This window comes from Bradyrhizobium sp. SZCCHNS3002 (assembly GCF_032377435.1).
Lineage (GTDB): Bacteria > Pseudomonadota > Alphaproteobacteria > Rhizobiales > Xanthobacteraceae > Bradyrhizobium.
On record NZ_JAUHHY010000007.1, the window covers coordinates 284269 to 298492 of the forward strand.

The window sequence follows — 14224 nt, forward strand, 5'->3', positions numbered from 1 at the left end:
CACGTCGAGCCGCATGAAAGGTTGGACGTGGATGCCCGGGCCTTCGCCGCGCCGAAGCGGCTTCGGCCGCGCAGGCGGGACAAGCCCGGGCATGATGGTGGAGGTTTTGGCGCGATCAACGCGCATAACTGGCATCATTGCCCGAGCCGTTCGATCAGCGCCGGTGCGTGCACTTGATCAGCCTTGTAGTTGCCGGTCAGCGTGTACATCACGATGTTGACGCCGGCGCGGAAGGCGAATTCGCGCTGCCGCGGCTCGCCCGGAACCATCGGCAGCATGGCCTGGCCGTCGGGGCGGATGGCCCAGGCACCGGCCAGATCGTTGGAGGTGATGATGATCGGCGAGACACCGTCGCCGCCGCGCGCCGGGCGCGAGGCGCTGTCCTCGTCCTCGTCCTTCGGCAGCGCCTCGACCCAGGTCTGTCCTGTGGTGAAGCGGCCGGGGAAGTCGCGCAGCAGGTAGAACGTCTTGGTCAGCACGTGCTCGCGCGGCACCGGCTCGAGCTCGGGCACGTCGAGCGACGACAGGATCTCGCGCAGCGACTGCATGCCCGGGGTCTGCTGCGCGCCGTTCTCGCCGGGGGGCGCCTCGACCGCGTCGCGGGTATCGAAGATCACTGTGCCGCCCTGCTTCATGTAGGCATCGATCTTGTTGATCGCGTCCTGCGGCGGCTTCGGCACGCCCGGCACGATCGGCCAGTAGATCAGCGGGAAGAAGGCAAGCTCGTCATGGGCGGGATCGACGCCGACGGGATCGCCGGCTTCGAGCGCAGTCCGCTGCGCCAGGAACAAGGTCAGTCCGGTCAGCCCGGCCTTGACGATGGAATCGACGTCGGCATTGCCGGTCACGACATAGGCAAGCCGCGTCTGCGACACCGCGCGCATCGCGAAATCATCGCTTGCCGCATCGGCGCGCGCGGTGGTCGGCATTGCGACGGCGAGCAGGGCGCCGGTTGCAAGCACCGCAAGCGCGATGGACGCGGGTGCTGCACGTCGCCGCCGTGCGAGCGAGGCCAGCGCGCCGCCGAGGAGAGCGACGATGACCGCGTCGATCAGGAAAAGCAGCAGTGCGGTCGACAGCAGGATGCCCCGGAGATCGCGCGGCTCGGCGGTGGTGTAGCTGGCGCGGTTGGCGCGCAGCGCCGACGTGTCGAGCTGAAGAATGCGATCGGCGGGGCTCAGCGTGTTCACTGCGGTGGGTCCCTCGGCTGGGCCATAGAATCCGGGCGGATGATCCAGCGAAGCCCGGTCGTTGAAATCGGCCGGCAGCGGCTTGGCGGTCGAAGGCGGCGGTCCGAAGGCGCCGAAGCCGTCGAGGATGTGCAGCGGTGCCAGCGTGGCCTTGGCGGTCTCGCCGGCGGGACCCGGTCCCGGCGTCGAGGTGTAGCCGGACATGTCGACGATGCGGCGGAGCATCTCGACCATCGCGCCGGACATCGGCAGATCGGACCAGCGCATGTCCGCGCTGACGTGGAACAGCGCGATCACGCCTTTGCCGCGATGCTCGCCGGTGACGAGTGGCGTGCCGTCCTCGAGCGAGGCCCAGCTCTTGGTCGCCAGCACGGCGTCGGGCTCGGCGAGGACCTGGCGGTTGACGGTGACGTCCTTCGGGACGGTGATGCCGGCGAACGGACCGTCGGCGGCGAACGCGGCCAGGTGCTGCGGCTTCTCCCATGTCAGGCTGCCACCCAGGGTGCGGCCGCCGCGGCGCAGCTTCACCGGCACGAGGTCGTCGTCGCCCTGCGCCAGGCGCGGGCCGGCGAAGCGCACCAGCACGCCGCCATTCTCGATCCAGTCGTTGAGACGGTCGCGCAGCTCGGGCGACAGCGTGCCGACGTCGGCCATCACGATCATCGGCACCTTCTGGTCGAGGAACTGCGTGATGACCTGCTGCGGGGCGCCGCGATCGCCGAGCCTGAGATCGGCGAACGGCGACAGCGCCCGGGTGAGATAGAAGGTCGGGGCGAGCAGCGGCTGCGCGGTGTCGCTGGTGGCGCCGGAGACGATGCCGACGGCGCGGCGACGCCAGCGCTTGTCGAGCAACTGCACGGCGCCGGCCGAGCGCTCGCCCGCGATCTCGAGCCGGGTGATGTCGTTGCGCAGCTCGACGGGAAGGTCGAAGCTCGCCTCGGCGTCGTGCGCGCCGGCGGCAAAGCTGAATTGTGCCTCGCCGAGCGGCGAGCCCTTGGCATCGAGCGCGCGGACGATGCCGCCGGGAACGGAGAGATCGGCGCGCAGCACCTTCACGGTCATCTTGGCGGCGGCGTTCTCGGCACCGGCGAGCGCCAGCGGCGAGGGCGTGCCGCCTTCGAACACGGTCAGGCTGCGGTCGCCGATGGTCTTGGCGAGACCGGTCACGAATTCGCTGCCGCGGCCGGGATCGACGCCGTCTGAGAACCACATGATCTCGGCATCGCCGGTCGCTTTCAGGAAGCGATCGAGCTGCGGCAGCGCATCGGCGCGCTCGGTCGTGTAGGCCTTGGGCGCGATCTGGCGCAGCGCGACGCGCGCCGCCCCGGCCGGCATCAAGGTGAGATCACGCGCGGGCTCCGACAGCGGCAGCAGCGCGACGCCGCGGCGGTCGGCATCGGCATTGGCGATGATCTCGTCGGCGGCCCTGATGCGGGTGTCCCAGCTTGCGGCCGCGCTCCAGCTGTCGTCCAGCAGCAGCACCAGCGGCGCCTTGCTGCCGACGGCCTCGGTGCGCGGATTCCAGATCGGGCCGGCCGCGGCGAAGATCACCAGCGCCGCCGCGATCAGCCGCAGCAGGGTCAGCCACCAGGGCGAGCGCGACGGCGTCTCTTCCTTCGGCGTGATATCGAACAGCAGGCGGGTCGGCGGAAACTCGATCCGGCGCGGCCGCGGCGGCATCACCCGCAGCAGCCACCACAGCACCGGCAGGCTGACGAGGCCGGTCAGCAGCAGCGGTTCGGCGAACGACAGCGGCAGGCCCATCATGCGCCGAGCCCTCCGGGGCCAGCGCCCACTTTGACGCTGCCGCGCGCGCTGCCTTTGGCCGTGGTCATGCCGGCATGCAGGAACAGCAGCAGCTCGGCGGCCGAGCGGCTGGTGGTGTGGGTTGTGAACAGCCAGTCGAGCCTGCCGGTTTCGGCGCGGATCTGGTCGCGATGCAGCGCCACGCGGGCGACGTAGTCCTGCGCCCAGCTCTCGGCGCGGCCGGCGGTGATCACCTCGCCGCCTTCCGGTTCGACGAACTCGACGCGGCCGGAATAGGGGAAGGTCTCCTCGGCGGGATCGACCACCTGCACCATCGTGCCGTGTGCGCCCGATGCAGACAGGCCGGCCAGCATGGTGCTGATCTCCGAGATCGGCGACCAGAAGTCGGACAGCACGACGATCTCGGCGAGCGCCGAGGGGACGAAGGAGGGCGGCAGGCTGGGCCGCGCCGTCTCATCGTGCAGCATCGCCTGCGCGATGCGGTCGATCACGTTGCGGCTCGCGGTCGGATTGATCAGGCCGGGAATGCCGACGCGTTCGCCGCCGGCGACCAGCAGTTCGGCCAGGGCGAAGGTCACGATGAGGGCGCGCTCGAGCTTGCTGTCGCGCGCGCCTTTCGACGCAAACGCCATCGAGGGCGAGCGGTCGGGCCAGATCCACACCGTGTGCGCGGCCTCCCATTCCTGCTCGCGGACGTAGAGATGATCGTCGCGCGCGGAGCGGCGCCAGTCGACGCGCTGCGACGGCTCGCCGGAAACGAAGCGGCGATATTGCCAGAAGCTTTCGCCGGAGCCGGCACGCCGCCGTCCATGCAGGCCGTGGATCACATTGGCGGCGATCTGGCGCGCTTCCAGCACCAGGCGCGGCAGCGACGATGCAAGCGTCCGGCTTTCGCCATCGGCACGCCGTATCGCGAGAATCTCCTTGTCGGCGTGCCCTGTCGCTGCGGCCATCAGCCAATCCGGCTCTTCAGTTGCCGGATCACGTCCGGAATGGTGCGTCCCTCGGCGCGCGCCGGGAAGGTCAGCGCCATGCGGTGCTTCAGCACGGGCTCGGCGAGATCGAGCACGTCGTCGATCGAGGGCGCGAGACGGCCGTCGAGCAGCGCGCGCGCGCGCACCGCGAGCATCAGCGATTGGCTGGCGCGCGGACCGGGGCCCCAGGCGATCAGCTTGCCGGCCTCGCCGGCCTCCGGACCGGGACGCGCCGAGCGGACCAGCGACAGGATCGCCTCGACGACGGAATCGCCGACCGGCAGCCGCCGCACCAGCCGCTGCGCCGCAATCAGTGCGTCCGCCGTCATCGCGCCCTTGGCGGCACTCTCCTCGGCGCCGGTGGTCTCGAACAGGATGCGGCGCTCGGCGTCACGATCGGGATAGTCGACGTCGATCTCCATCAGGAAGCGGTCGAGCTGAGCCTCGGGCAGCGGATAGGTTCCTTCCTGCTCCAGCGGATTCTGGGTCGCGAGGACGTGGAAGGGCTTGGGCAGGTCATGGCGGGCGCCTGCAACCGTGATGTGCTGCTCCTGCATGGCTTGCAGCAACGCCGACTGCGTGCGCGGGCTGGCGCGGTTGATCTCGTCCGCCATCAGGAGTTGCGCGAACACCGGGCCGGCGATGAAGCGGAACGAGCGCTTGCCGCCGGCACTCTCGTCGAGCACCTCGGCGCCGAGGATGTCCGATGGCATCAGGTCGGGCGTGAACTGGATGCGCTTGGCATCGAGGCCGAGCGTGACGCCCAGGGTCTCGACCAGCTTGGTCTTGGCGAGGCCGGGGACGCCGATCAGCAGCGCGTGGCCGCCGGACAGGATGGTCACCAGCGTGTTTTCCACCACGCGGTCCTGGCCGAAGATGACGCTGGAGATCGCATCCTTTGCCGCTCGGATCTGGCCGGAGACCTGTTCGGCCGACCGGACGATCGCATCCTCGAGCTTCTCGGCACTCTCAGCCATTTCCGTCGCTCCTTCTGCCCCGCATCTTGAACTTTCGGACGGACGTTCCGCTCCAGTTTGCCGGGGAAGCGGATGCCAATCTATGCGAAGGCGCTGTATTCGTTGAGTTAAACTATCCCCATATTATCGGCATTACGGGGTATTGACGGCATCACGTTATGGCGACCTTACCTGACCTGCAGGGCCGCCAGGAACTTTTGCACAGACGACGGCGATGGAATCTTGCACCAATCGTGCCAAGGTGGACGCAAACTCAAGGCAAACCATGGCGAAGCAAGGGCAGACCACCGACAACGGACTCGACACCGCCAACGGACTCGATCGGCTGACGTCGGCGGCAACGCAGGCCGGCACGTCCGCAAAGGGATTGCCGCCGGTGCATTTGTGGAATCCGCCATTCTGCGGCGATCTCGACATGCGAATCGCCGGTGATGGTAGCTGGTACTACATGGGCACGCCAATCGGGCGGCAGGCGCTGGTGCGGCTGTTCTCGACCATCCTCAAGCGTGAAGGTGACCGCTATTTCCTGGTCACGCCGGTGGAGAAGGTCGGCATCCGCGTCGATGACGCTCCCTTCACGGCCGTAGAAATGCGGACGGAGAGCGATGCGCGCGGACCGCTGCTGCGATTCCGCACCAATGTCGATGATTGGGTCGCATGCGATGCCGCGCACCGGCTGCGCTTCGAGCCCGGCGACAGCGGCGGCCTGACGCCCTATCTGCATGTGCGGGCCGATCTCTGGGCCAAGGTGACCCGGGCGCTGTACTACGAGCTTGTTGACATGGGCGAGGAGCGGATGATCGATGGGCGTGTCATGTTCGGCGTGGGGTCCGGCGGCGCGTTCTTCCCCATGGCCGATGCAGAAGAGGTGAGGGCGGCGCTTTGAACCAGCCCATGGTGAGGAACGGGGCCGCCGCTGTGGTCAATTCAGCGGATTTCTTCGCGCGGGGCCGCGCGCGGCTGGGCTTCGACGTTCCGCAGGCCCTGCTCGATCCCGATGTCATTCCGGCCAGCGGAGATTCCGGCACCGACCGCATGCTCGAGATCATCTCCCGCGAGCAGCCGATCCGCCCCGCGGCAGTGCTGATCCCGGTGGTCGACCATCCCGAGCCGACGGTCCTTTTGACCCAGCGCTCGCCGAACCTCTCGAGCCATGCCGGACAAATCGCCTTTCCCGGCGGCAAGATCGACGTCACCGATGCCTCGCCGCTCGATGCCGCCCTGCGCGAGGCCGAGGAGGAGGTCGGGCTCGACCGCAGCTTCGTCGACCCGATCGGCTATCTCGACGTCTACGGCACCGCGTTCGGCTTCCGCATCCTGCCCACGGTGGCGCGGGTGCGGCCCGGATTCACGCTCAAGATCAACGCCGGCGAGGTCGACGACGCCTTCGAGGTGCCGCTGGCCTTCCTGATGGACCCCGCCAATCATCAGCTGCATTCCAAGGAGTTTCGCGGCATGGAGCGCTCGTATTACGCGATGCCGTTCGCCGAGCGCTACATATGGGGCGCCACAGCCGGCATCCTTCGGGTCTTGTACGAACGGATATGTCGGCCATGATCCGTGGCGTGTTGACGGAAATCGGAATTTTCCTCATTCCTTTTGCGGTTTATGTGTTGTTCTTGCTCGCGACCAAATCGGGGCTGTTGGTGCCGGCCAGCTGGCCCTTTCATCTGATCACAAAATTGACGGTGGCGGCGCTGGTGTTGGTGATTGCAAGTCTGGTCCTGCTCGCCGAGTTCTCCGGCGCGCCGCCGCGTTCGACCTACGTCCCCGCTCATGTCGAGAACGGCAGGCTCGTTCCAGGGGTCGAGAAATGATCGACGCGCGGGTGCTGCACGCGCCCTGGCTCTCGTCCGGTCCCGCCGCGCGCGTGCTCGCGCTGCTCAATTGCGACGGAGAGGAGGCGCGGGTGGTCGGCGGCGCCGTGCGCAATGCGCTGCTCGGCATCGCCATCGGCGACATCGACATCGCGACCACGGCGCTGCCGGCGGAGGTGGTCCGGCGTGCCAAGGCGGCGTCGATCAAGAGCGTTCCGACCGGCATCGACCACGGCACCGTGACCCTCGTGCTCGAGGGGCATCCGTTCGAGGTCACGACGCTGCGCGAGGATACCGAGACCTTCGGCCGCAAGGCCAAAGTCGAGTTCGGCCGCGACTGGGTCGGCGACGCGCACCGGCGCGACTTCACCATCAACGCGCTCTCCGTCGGGCCGGACGGCGTGGTGCATGATCACGTCGGCGGTCTCGCCGACATCGCCCAACGCCGCGTGCGCTTCATCGGCGATCCCGCCCAGCGCATCGCCGAGGATTATCTGCGCATCCTGCGCTTCTTCCGCATCCATGCGGCATTCGGGCATGGCGCCCCTGATCGCGAGGGCTATCTGGCCTGCATCGCCGGCCGTGGCGGGCTTGCGACGCTGTCAGCCGAGCGCGTGCGCATGGAGATGCTGAAGCTGCTCGTCACCGACGGCGCGGTCGGCGCCGTCGCGGCGATGGCGGATGGCGGGTTGCTGACGGCGATCCTCGGCGGCGTCGCCTATCTCGGTCCGTTCGCCGCGATGATCGGCATCGAGCGCGAGCTGGAGCTGCCGCCGAGCGCGGTCCGCCGTCTTGCCGCGCTCGCGGTCGCCGTGACCGAGGATGCGCGCCGGCTCGGCGTCAGGCTGAAGCTCTCCAATGCCGAGACCAAGGCGCTCGACGGCATGGGCCATCGCTGGTGGCGGTTCGCTTCCGCCGACGAGGCGCGGGTCCGGCGTCTGCTGTATCGTCTCGGCGAGACCGTCTACCGCGACCGCCTGATGCTCGGCTGGGCGCGGGCGCGCGATCGCGGCGACCGGCGATGGCGCGAGCGTGCGCTGTTGCCGCAGCGCTTCACGCCGCCGAAATTGCCGTTGAAGGCGGCCGATTTCATCGCGCGTGGGGTTGCGGAGGGACCGCTTCTCGGTCATGTGCTCACCCTCGCAGAGGATGCCTGGTTGGCTGCGGACTTTCCGCTCGACGAGGCATCGCTGAACGCGATCGCCGACCAGGCGGCGGCGCGCGTCAATCGCGACGGACGTTCATGAATTTTCTGGCAGGCTTTGCCGACATCTCGCTCTCGCAACTCCTGCTCGTCGCCGCCGTCGCCCTGTTCGCTTCCATCATCGGCGGTCTTGCCGGCTACGGCACCGGCGCTCTCATGCCGCTCGTACTGGTGCCGATGGTCGGCGCCGAACCGGTAGTGCCGATCATCGCGATCTCCGCGATCCTCACCAACCTCAGCCGTGTCGTTGCCTATATCAGCCACGCCGACCGTGCGCGCGCCGGAATCGTCATCGCGGCGGCAGCGCTCACGACCGCGCTCGGCGCCTACGGCTACACGCGACTGACCAATGCCGGCGCGGCGTTCGTGATCGGCACGATGCTCATGATGAGCGTTCCGCTGCGGCGGATCCTGCGCAAGCGCGAGGTCCGGATCGGCAATGGCGGGCTTGCCGCCGGCGCGGTCGGTTATGGCGTGCTGGTCGGCGGCACCTCTGGCTCCGGCGTCATCCTGCTGTCGCTGCTGATGGCCGCGGGCCTGGAAGGCGCCGCGGTCATCGCCACCGATGCGATGATCTCGGTGGCGACGGGCGTCATCAAGATCTCGGTGTTCGGCCTCGCAGGCGTGGTCACGGCGCAGGTGCTGGCCTTCGCCCTGCTGATCGGCGCGGTCGCGGTGCCCGGCGCGTTCCTCGCCAAGGCCTTCGTCGCGCGCATGCCGGTGCACATCCACGCCGTCATCCTCGACGCCGCCGTGATCACCGGCGGCGGCGTGATGATCGCGTCGGCGCTGCGACACCTGCTGCTGGCGGGGTAGCTTTCCGGCGTCAGGCCACCTGCTGGCCCGTCTCCCGATCGGATGGCGTGATGGTGTCGGTCTCCGCACGTGCCACGATGGCATCGAGCGCGGCGACGGCCCGGTTCGTCACCTCGTCGATCGGCGGGACCATGCCGCCGGAGGCGAGCTCGACCCGGTTGCGGCCCTTGTGCTTGGCGCGGTACAGCGCGCCGTCGGCGACGCGCAGGATCTCCGTCAGGTCGAGGCCGGCCTCGGGATAGGCGGCGACGCCGACCGAGATCGTCACCCGCGGCAGCATGCCCTCGCCATAGCTGATGTTGAGCGCCTCGACGCGGGCGCGCAGCTCCTCCGCGCGCAGCGCGGCCTCCTCGATTCCGCAGTTCGGCAGCATGACGACGAACTCCTCGCCGCCGAGGCGGCAGGGCACGTCGTCGCCGCGGAACGTGGCCTTGAGGATCTCTCCGACATGGCGCAGCACGGTGTCGCCGGCTTCGTGACCGTGATTGTCGTTGAACGATTTGAAGTGGTCGATGTCCAAGGTCACCACGCTCAGCGGCGTCTGATTGCGCGCGGCGCGCAGCAGTTCGCGGCGTGCCGTCTCGATCAGATAGCGCCGATTGTTCAGCCCGGTCAGCGTATCGCGTAGCGACTGGTCACGCAGGCCTTCGCGCAGCTTCATGTTGGCGATGGCAATCGACAGGTGCTCGGCGCAGGCGAGCGCGAGGCGGGCCCGATCGGCGAAGCGCGCCTTGGCCTCGGCCGCGGTGTCGCGGTCGTCGAAATTGTAGGCGACGTGCAGCAGTCCGACAGTCTCGCCATGGGCCAGGATCGGGATGCAGCAGTAGTTCTCATTGGTCTCGTGGTGCACGTGGTCGCAGCGGAATTCGACCTCGCTCGTGCCATGGACGTAGACATGGCCGCGGCGCAGGCTCCAGCAATCGTCGGGGTGCAGGGTCCGGGTGGGCAGCGTGCCGTTCCATTCGGCGGCCAGTTCGAGCACGTCGCGGCTGTCGGCGTAGATGTAGAGCGCGCCCGTGCATTCCGGCATCAGTCCGCCGAGCACGGTCGAGATCATCCCGTAGAGCTCGCTCTCGGACTTGGCCGACTGCAGCCATTCGCTGAGCTCCGAGAGGGTTCGTGTCGCCGCGTTCAGGCGTTCGTTCTCGACCAGGCTCTTGCGGAACACGGCCAGCGCCCGCGCCATCATGCCGAGCTCGTTGCTGTGGCCGGCATAGGGAATCTCGGTCTGCAGCTCGCCCCTGGCGATCGCCTCCATGCTGCGGGTGATGCGGAAGATCGGCATCGAGACATCGTGGACGACGAACAGCAGCGTCGCCAGCCCGATCAGCACGCTGACGCCGTTGACCGACCACAGCACCAGGCGAAACACCTGGGCATCCAGCGTCGCGCTCTCGATCGCGCTGTCGGCGCGATGGTCGGCGAGCCTGATGCCGTGTCCGATTGCATCGACCACGGCCTGGAAGACCGGCGGCGTTTCGATGTTGACGACATGCTCCAGGCGGTCGCGGCTCGCCCCGACCTCCGGCTCGAGCATCACCGCCTGCTGCTTCTGGTACAGGTCCCATTTGTTGACGAACTCGTCGAACGCCATCTTCAACGGCGCGTCGGTGCCGATCGTGTCCTGGAAGCGCGCGATCTTCGCATCGACGTCGGTGGTGCGGCGTCTCAGCTCCTGCTCGGACGCGGCGCGTGGCTCGGCCGCGGTGGAGAGGGCTGCGCGGATCGCGACGAGATGGGTGTGGGCGATGCTGACGTTGAGATCGCCCAGGGTGTGAATCTTCGGCAGCCGGTCGCGGTTGATGTTCTCGATCGCGTCCTGCAGCGCCGACAGCCGCATCGTCGCCATGACCGACACGCCGGCGAGGATCGCCAGCAGCAGGAAGACGGACGTCAGGAGCGAGTTCTTGATCGACACGCCCAGGGAGATCTGCGGCAGATTGAGAGCCATGACACCGACGCTGCTCGAACCGGCTTGCGATCGGTCGAAGCGGCGCGCAAGGACTGGCGCCTATTCCCCTCCAAGCCCCGCAGCGAATAGACGCTTGTGCGAATTTCGATTCGGTTACGGGCAGGCCGCAGGTCACCGGGGGAGGGCACGAACGGCGCGCGCGGTTAAAGGCGCGTGTCCCGTCAAGGTGAACGACGGGCTAACGCTCAGGCCGGCACCAGCTCGGTCAGCGAGCGGATGATGCGGTCGGGCTTGACGTCGGTGCCTTCGGGCAGGCCGTCGCCATGGACGTCGATCCAGATCGAGTAGATGCCGAGCCGCTGCGGCGCGACGATCTCCCATTCGAGATTGTCGCCGATCATCCAGGTGTCGTCCGGACCGACGCCGAGCCGCTCCATCGCGTGCCAATAGGCGCGCTCCTCGGGCTTGCCGAAGCCGTGCTCGCCCTCGATCTGGATGTGGTCGAAGCGATGCGCCAGCGCGAAGCGCTCGATCTTGGCGCGCTGCTGGCCGGCCTCGCCGTTGGTGACGAGCGCCAGCCTAACGCCGCGCGCCTTGAACGCGTCGATCGCCTCGTGGGCGCCGGGGAAGACGAACATCTGCTCGTCGCGGTAGGCGGTGAAGCGGTCGGCGATGCGGATCGCGAGCTCCATTGGTAGGGCGGCGCCGGCGCTGGTCAGCGCCGCGAAGCCGCCCTTCACCACCTCCTGCCGCGCCTGGATCAGCTTCATCCGCCACTCCGCGCCCGCGACCGACCAGAAGCTGCGGGCCGAGGCCAGGATCGCGGCGGCCACCGCCTGCGGCGTATGCGGCGCGAGTTCGTCGGCGAACTCGGTGGCGACGATGTTCCAGGCGATCTCGGGACGGCCATAGGCCGACAGGATGGTGTCATCCATGTCGATCAGCATGGCGCGGGGCAGGGCGGCGGTCATAATGAGCTTACGGGTCAATCAAACAAGGGTTTCAGGGCCATTTCACTTCAGGCGGCATCGACGACAGAATGGACTCCACATTGCCGCCGGTTTTCAGCCCAAATGTGGTGCCGCGGTCATAAAGCAGGTTGAATTCCACATAGCGGCCGCGCCGGATCAGCTGCTCCTCGCGGTCTGCCTCGGTCCAGGGGGCGGCAAAATTGCGGCGGACCAGCTCGGGATAGATGGCGAGAAAGGCGCGGCCGACGTCCTGGGTGAAGGCCAGGTCGGCCTCCCAGTCGCCGGAATCGTGATGGTCGTAGAAGATGCCGCCGATGCCGCGCGGCTCCTTGCGGTGGGGCAGGTAGAAGTACTCGTCGCACCAGCGCTTGTACTTGTCATAGGAGGCGACAGCCGCGTGCGCGTCGCAGGCACCTTTCATCGCGGCGTGGAAGGCGACCGTGTCAGAGTCCTCCTGGGTGCGGCGGCGGTCCAGCACCGGCGTCAGATCGGCGCCGCCGCCGAACCAGGCTTTTGTCGTGACGACGAAGCGCGTGTTCATGTGCACCGCCGGCACGTGCGGCGACCACAGATGCGCGATCAGCGAGATGCCGGAGGCCCAGAACCGCGGGTCTTCCGAGGCGCCGGGAATCTGGCTGCGGAATTCCGGGGCGAACTCGCCATGCACGGTCGAGCAGTGCACGCCGACCTTCTCGAACAGCCGGCCGTGCATCATGCTCATGACGCCGCCGCCGCCATGCCCGCCGCCATGGTCGGTGCGCTCCCACGGCGTGCGCACGAACCGGCTCGGTGCGCGCGGATAGAGCGCAGCCGGCGCCTCGTCCTCGAGCCGCTCGAACGCCGCGCAGATCTGGTCGCGCAGGCTCTCGAACCAGGCGCGGGCGCGGGCCTTGCGATCCTCGATGGCGGCGATGGTCATGGACGCTCCCCCCCTGGCACATTGGCGGTCACCCCGCCGTCAAGAGTCCATGACAGCCGGAGGTGACAGTGCTGTTGTCGCTACGGTTCGGTCCTACCACAATCGATCAGGCCTGCGGACCGAAATAGGTGCAGGTCTCGCGGCAGCTGTCGCGGTGGACGCTGACCTTGGTGACATGGCCGATGGAGCGGACGCGCTCATAGATGAAGCGCGACAGGTTCTCCAGCGTCGGCAGCCCGATCGCCTCGATCTTGTTCAGGAACTTGTGGTCGAGCATGGTCTGGATCTCGCCCAGGCGCTGCGTCAGCACGCCGAAATCCACCACCATGCCGGTCTCGGGATTGGTCGCATCGCCCCGCACCGTCACCTCGGCGCGGAAGGAGTGGCCGTGGATCTCCTGGCTGGCTTCGCCGAGCGTCGTGATCGGCAGCGTATGCGCGGCCTCGAAGGTGAACGACTTGGTCAATTCCCACATCGTGTCAGTCACAATCCTATCTGATGCCGATCATCTTGTGCGTCTGCAGGCTGAGCCGCCATTGCGGATGATGCTGGCAGTAATCGATGGCGCGCGCCGTGTTCGCGGCCGCCTCGGGCCCGTCCATCGGCTGCAGCGAGAAGCGCTCGAAGGCGAGGCCGTCGAACCGCTCCGGCTCGGCTCCCTGCTGCGGATAGACCAGCTTCAGCTCGTGGCCCTGCCGCAGGTTCAGCTCGGCGCCGGCCTTCGGGCTGACGCAGATCCAGTCGATCCCGTCAGGCGGAATGAGCGTACCGTTGGTTTCGACCCCGACCGCGAAGCCGCGGGCGTGGAGCGCTTCGATCAGGTCGGCATCGACCTGCAGCAGCGGCTCCCCGCCGGTGAGGATCGTATAGCGGTCGGCCGCCCCGCCTGTCCATTGCCCGGCGATGGCCGCGGCCAGGTCGGCGGCATTGGCGTAACGGCCGCCTAGCGTGCCGTCGGTGCCGACGAAATCGGTGTCACAGAACCGGCACGTCGCGGTTGCGCGGTCGGCCTCGCGGCCGCTCCACAGGTTGCAGCCGGCGAAGCGGCAGAACACGGCGGCACGGCCCGCCTGGGCGCCTTCGCCCTGCAGGGTCATGAAGATTTCCTTCACCGCGTAGCTCACGCTCCGGCTCCTTGTGACTGCAATTGGACGAATTGTCCGGTCTGGCGCAGCGCCTCGCCGGTGGCGATCGCCGCCGCCATCGCCACGTTCAGCGAGCGCAGTCCGGGCTTGAGCGGAATCCGCAACCGCGCATCGGCCGCTGCCGCCACGCCGTCCGGCACGCCGGCGCTCTCGCGCCCGAGCAGCAGGATGTCGTCCGGCCGGTAGTTGACGTCGAGATAGCAGGTCGCGGCCCTGGTCGTCAGCAGCAGCAGGCGATGGCCCGCTCCGGACCGCCAGGCCTCGAACGCGCTCCAGGAATCGTGCCGCCGCCAATTCAGCTGGTCCAGATAGTCCATGCCGGCGCGGCGGAACTGGCGGTCGGACACCGGAAAGCCCGCCGGCTCGATGATGTGGGCCGCGAGCCCGAGGCAGGCGCAGAGGCGCAGAATCGTTCCGGTGTTCTGCGGAATGTCGGGCTGATAGAGCGCGATCTGCATGCGAATTGGTCTTAAGACTGAGGCTGAAAGTCCGCTTCCGAAGCGGGAATTGGTGCATGGCGTGCTGCAGGGCC

Annotated in this window: 14 protein-coding genes; 5 read left to right on the forward strand and 9 right to left on the reverse strand. The window is 68.0% G+C overall.

The annotated features are described in order from the left end of the window. Positions 1–134: 134 nt before the first annotated feature. Genes QW845_RS17375 through QW845_RS17385 form a run of 3 tightly spaced genes read right to left on the reverse strand, consistent with a single transcriptional unit; the run spans position 135 to position 4908 of the window. Positions 135–2957, reverse strand: a complete 2823-nt coding sequence (locus QW845_RS17375; protein ID WP_315802770.1) for a DUF4159 domain-containing protein — start codon at positions 2955–2957, stop codon at positions 135–137. Continuing rightward, positions 2954–3910, reverse strand: a complete 957-nt coding sequence (locus QW845_RS17380; protein ID WP_315802771.1) for a DUF58 domain-containing protein — start codon at positions 3908–3910, stop codon at positions 2954–2956. The genes QW845_RS17375 and QW845_RS17380 overlap by 4 nt, the downstream gene beginning before the upstream one ends. Then, entirely contained in the window at positions 3910–4908 is a 999-nt protein-coding gene (locus tag QW845_RS17385; protein ID WP_315802772.1) for a MoxR family ATPase, read from the reverse strand. The genes QW845_RS17380 and QW845_RS17385 overlap by 1 nt, the downstream gene beginning before the upstream one ends. A gap of 265 nt (positions 4909–5173) precedes the next feature. On the opposite strand from QW845_RS17385, the gene QW845_RS17390 reads away from it, so the two are divergent. Genes QW845_RS17390 through QW845_RS17410 form a run of 5 tightly spaced genes read left to right on the forward strand, consistent with a single transcriptional unit; the run spans position 5174 to position 8745 of the window. Continuing rightward, a complete protein-coding gene (locus tag QW845_RS17390) occupies positions 5174–5794 on the forward strand; it encodes a DUF1285 domain-containing protein (RefSeq protein ID WP_315802773.1) in 621 nt (206 codons plus the stop codon). 8 nt (positions 5795–5802) lie between these two features. Continuing rightward, positions 5803–6465 (forward strand): CoA pyrophosphatase, encoded by a 663-nt coding sequence (locus QW845_RS17395; protein WP_315802774.1) that lies wholly within the window; start codon positions 5803–5805, stop codon positions 6463–6465. Further along, the gene (locus tag QW845_RS17400; RefSeq protein WP_315802775.1) at positions 6462–6725 is read left to right on the forward strand and encodes a DUF6111 family protein; all 264 of its coding nucleotides are present in this window, start codon (positions 6462–6464) and stop codon (positions 6723–6725) included. The genes QW845_RS17395 and QW845_RS17400 overlap by 4 nt, the downstream gene beginning before the upstream one ends. Further along, positions 6722–7972 carry a CCA tRNA nucleotidyltransferase gene (locus tag QW845_RS17405; RefSeq protein ID WP_315802776.1) on the forward strand — a complete coding sequence of 417 codons (1251 nt, stop codon included), beginning with the start codon at positions 6722–6724 and terminating at the stop codon, positions 7970–7972. The genes QW845_RS17400 and QW845_RS17405 overlap by 4 nt, the downstream gene beginning before the upstream one ends. After that, a complete protein-coding gene (locus QW845_RS17410) occupies positions 7969–8745 on the forward strand; it encodes a TSUP family transporter (protein WP_315802777.1) in 777 nt (258 codons plus the stop codon). The genes QW845_RS17405 and QW845_RS17410 overlap by 4 nt, the downstream gene beginning before the upstream one ends. 10 nt (positions 8746–8755) lie before the next feature. Here QW845_RS17410 and QW845_RS17415 read toward each other — a convergent pair whose 3' ends face one another. From QW845_RS17415 to QW845_RS17440, 6 genes are all read right to left on the reverse strand, one after another. Next, positions 8756–10696, reverse strand: coding sequence for a diguanylate cyclase (locus QW845_RS17415; protein ID WP_315802778.1), 1941 nt, complete (start codon positions 10694–10696; stop codon positions 8756–8758). Positions 10697–10902: 206 nt separating this feature from the next. Further along, entirely contained in the window at positions 10903–11628 is a 726-nt protein-coding gene (locus QW845_RS17420) for an HAD family hydrolase (protein ID WP_315802779.1), read from the reverse strand. 31 nt (positions 11629–11659) lie between these two features. Beyond that, positions 11660–12547, reverse strand: coding sequence for an oxygen-dependent coproporphyrinogen oxidase (hemF, locus tag QW845_RS17425; protein WP_315802780.1), 888 nt, complete (start codon positions 12545–12547; stop codon positions 11660–11662). A gap of 106 nt (positions 12548–12653) precedes the next feature. Further along, entirely contained in the window at positions 12654–13022 is a 369-nt protein-coding gene (locus QW845_RS17430) for a 6-carboxytetrahydropterin synthase (protein WP_315802876.1), read from the reverse strand. A gap of 16 nt (positions 13023–13038) precedes the next feature. Further along, complete coding sequence (gene queE, locus QW845_RS17435; protein ID WP_315802781.1) at positions 13039–13671, reverse strand: 7-carboxy-7-deazaguanine synthase; 633 nt, start codon at positions 13669–13671, stop codon at positions 13039–13041. Then, positions 13668–14150, reverse strand: a complete 483-nt coding sequence (locus tag QW845_RS17440) for a tRNA (cytidine(34)-2'-O)-methyltransferase (RefSeq protein WP_315802782.1) — start codon at positions 14148–14150, stop codon at positions 13668–13670. The genes queE and QW845_RS17440 overlap by 4 nt, the downstream gene beginning before the upstream one ends. Positions 14151–14224: the final 74 nt, after the last annotated feature.